This window comes from Pseudoalteromonas sp. TAB23 (assembly GCF_000498075.1).
Classification (GTDB): domain Bacteria; phylum Pseudomonadota; class Gammaproteobacteria; order Enterobacterales; family Alteromonadaceae; genus Pseudoalteromonas; species Pseudoalteromonas arctica.
Genome location: NZ_AUTP01000054.1, coordinates 1 through 1,039 on the forward strand (window position 1 = coordinate 1; position 1,039 = coordinate 1,039).

Annotated in this window: 3 protein-coding genes; all 3 read left to right on the forward strand. The window is 44.2% G+C overall.

Annotation, left to right across the window (positions count from 1 at the left end):
- The first annotated feature begins 141 nt into the window (after positions 1-141).
- Positions 142-249, forward strand: coding sequence for a four helix bundle protein (locus L654_RS1000000127160; protein WP_225305696.1), 108 nt, complete (start codon positions 142-144; stop codon positions 247-249).
- 23 nt (positions 250-272) lie between these two features.
- On the forward strand, positions 273-560 hold the full coding sequence (locus tag L654_RS0101330; protein ID WP_024607018.1) for a hypothetical protein: 288 nt from the start codon (positions 273-275) through the stop codon (positions 558-560).
- Positions 553-1,039: hypothetical protein (locus L654_RS0101335; RefSeq protein ID WP_024607019.1), on the forward strand; the 487-nt coding region annotated here is incomplete at its 3' end. The genes L654_RS0101330 and L654_RS0101335, both read left to right, overlap by 8 nt.

A 1,039-nucleotide genomic window follows, 5' to 3' on the forward strand; every position in this document is an offset into this window, starting at 1 on the left:
GGCTTGGGCGCGCTCAACCTCAACTATGGCCGTTCCTATGCGAGCAGTAATTTCGGTTTTCGTCCCGCTTTCTTTGCGTAATTGGTTATTGAAATTTGAACCCCGGGCGATAGCCCGGGAATAACATAAAAGGAGATTAATTTGACCGCGCTAGCAATAGAAGAAAAATGCAGAGATATGTTGATGTATGGGTATCAAGCAATAAAGCAGTTCCCAAAACATGAAAAGCATAAAGCTAAAGTTATTTAACACTCTATTTAAAAGGTAAAACTATGTTTACATATATTTATAAAGGCGCAAGCCATAGCAATACAAGCTCTGAGTACATGCAAAACCTAGGCATGGATCAAGAACAAATCGACTCAGTATTAAATCAGCAGCAATTTGAGCTAAGCCAAAATGTTCAAAAGCGCCAAGCAGCTTACAAAGCCGAGTCAGACCCTTTGTATATGGAAGCACAATACGACGGCACACCCGAGTCACTGCAAAAGTGGCAAGAAAAGGTAGCCGAAATCAAAGCACGTTATCGGTTACCAGAAAACACAGATGACAATGCATAACCTAGCGCTTTGTTATCATCAAACTGCCGCCCATTGCTCAATGCAAGTGGGCGCGCAGTTGCTTGCGTCTGCCACTCAAGACGACTCGCGCACTGATAAACCAGCAAGCTATAGCGGTCTATTCTTATCTGTGAGTGCAACCGATCCCGCAGCATTAGCCAGCAAGTTGGAATCAATAAACAACTATTGCCCAATACCTGAGTTTATCGCCTGCGCCCAGTATGCCAAAAGCAAAAGCACATTAGAGCAAGCCCAGCTCACAACGTATGACGGCCAAAGCATAGAGTGGCAAATAAATACACTGCAAAACATATTACCAATTCGTGAGCAGCTAATAGCGGACGAACTCGCCACAGTAAATAGCAGTGGACAGCAATTAATTACTACGATTGATGATGCACTAACCCAAACAGCGGAGCTAAAAACAGCCCGCGACGAGCGGCTAAATCAAGCGCAATTTAATGCCAAAAGTAGCGGGG

What these genes read in the sequence shown, in the direction of transcription:
- L654_RS0101330 (WP_024607018.1), top strand. Translation starts at nt 273, where the DNA reads ATGTTTACATATATTTATAAAGGCGCAAGCCATAGCAATACAAGCTCT.